This window comes from Amycolatopsis antarctica (genome assembly GCF_002262875.1).
Lineage (GTDB): Bacteria > Actinomycetota > Actinomycetes > Mycobacteriales > Pseudonocardiaceae > Amycolatopsis > Amycolatopsis antarctica.
Window position 1 is genome coordinate 1 of sequence record NZ_NKYE01000038.1, and the last position, 1581, is coordinate 1581.

Genomic DNA, 1581 nt, shown 5'->3' on the forward strand with positions numbered 1-1581 from the left:
CCCGCACCACCGCCAACACCCGATGCCCATTCGCCCGCGCATCCGACAACCGCTCCAACACCACCACCCCAACACCCTCCGACCAACCAGTCCCATCCGCCGCACCCGAAAACGCCTTACACCGGCCGTCGCCGGCCAGCACGCCCTGGCTGGAGAAGCCGATGAAACGCAGCGCGGTGGACATGACGGTCACCCCACCGGCCAGAGCCAGCGAACACTCACCCGACCGCAACGCCTGCGCGGCCAGATGCATCGCCACCAACGACGACGAACACGCCGTGTCCACCGTCATCGCCGGCCCCTCCAAACCCAGCGTGTACGCGACCCGCCCGGCGAGCACGCTGGCCGCGAGGCCGGTGCCGGCCCCGGTATCGCCGCCCTGCCCGGACATCAGCACCAGATTGGTGTAGTCCTGCCCGTCGGCGCCGACGAACACTCCGGTCCGGCTGCCTCGCAGGGAGGCCGGGACCACACCGGCCCGCTCCAGGGACTCCCAGGAGGTCTCCAGCAGCAGTCGCTGCTGGGGGTCCATAGCCAGGGCCTCGTTCGGGGACACACCGAAGAAGCCGGCGTCGAAGTCGGCGACGCCGTCCACGAAACCACCCTGCAGAGTCACGCTGGAGCCACGGCCTTCACCGCGGAGCGCGTCGATGTCCCAGCCGCGGTCGGTCGGGAAACCGGTGACGGCGTCCCGTCCCTCGGCCACCAGGTCCCACAGGTCCTCCGGGGATCGCACGCCGCCCGGGAACCGACAGGCCGTCCCGACGATCGCCACTGGTTCGTGCCGGCCGGCCTCGACCTCGGCGAGCCGACGGCGGGTCTCGTGCAGATCCGCGGTGACCCACTTGAGGTAATCGACGAGCTTGCCGTCATCCGCCATCGGTGTGTCCTTCCTGTGGCCCGGCGTCGATCAGTCGCGCGACCGGCCGAGTTCGTTGTCGATGAAGTCGAGGACCTCGTCCGCGCTGGCCGAGGCGAACCGGTCCCCCGGCGTCCGGTCCGAGTAGGCGGCCGGGGCCGGTGCGTTCCATCCGGCCAGCAACCGGCTGAGCCGCGCTGCGACGCCGTTACGGGTGGCGAGATCGGGGTCGCTGGCCGCCAGCACGGTCTCCAGCCGGTCCAGCTCGGCGAGCAGGCCAGGGGCTTCGGACTCGGCCGTGGGCCCGGCCAGTTCGGTGAGCAGGTACTCGGCCAGCGCCGCCGGGGTGGGGTAGTCGAACACCAGGGTGGCCGGCAGCCGCAAACCGGTCGCCGCGCCGAGTTGGTTGCGCAGCTCGACCGCGGTCAGCGAGGTGAACCCCAGCGCCTGGAACTCCCGGTCGGCCACGATCGCCTCGGCCGAGGACTGGGTCACCCCGGCGACCGAGTCGCGCACCAGGTCGGTGAGCGCCCGACGGCGTTCGTCCTCGGGCAGCCCAGCCAGCCGGGCGGTGAACTCGGCCGGGGTCGGCAGGGCGCTGGCGGTGCGGCGGGTGACCGGAACCAACCCACGAAGCATCGACGGCACCACACCACCCGACACCACACCCGCCCCATCCACACCAGCAGTAGCAATAACCAACGGATGACGACTGCCCACAG

General features: G+C 71.3%; 2 protein-coding genes. Both read right to left on the bottom strand.

Going from position 1 to position 1581, the window contains the following annotated elements; all coding sequences use genetic code 11:
• The coding region (locus CFN78_RS28320; protein ID WP_205660686.1) for a beta-ketoacyl synthase N-terminal-like domain-containing protein at positions 1 to 880 on the bottom strand (880 nt) is incomplete at its 3' end.
• Positions 881 to 910: 30 nt separating this feature from the next.
• Positions 911 to 1498 carry a phosphopantetheine-binding protein gene (locus tag CFN78_RS28325; RefSeq protein WP_133116514.1) on the bottom strand — a complete coding sequence of 196 codons (588 nt, stop codon included), beginning with the start codon at positions 1496 to 1498 and terminating at the stop codon, positions 911 to 913.
• Positions 1499 to 1581 lie beyond the last annotated feature (83 nt).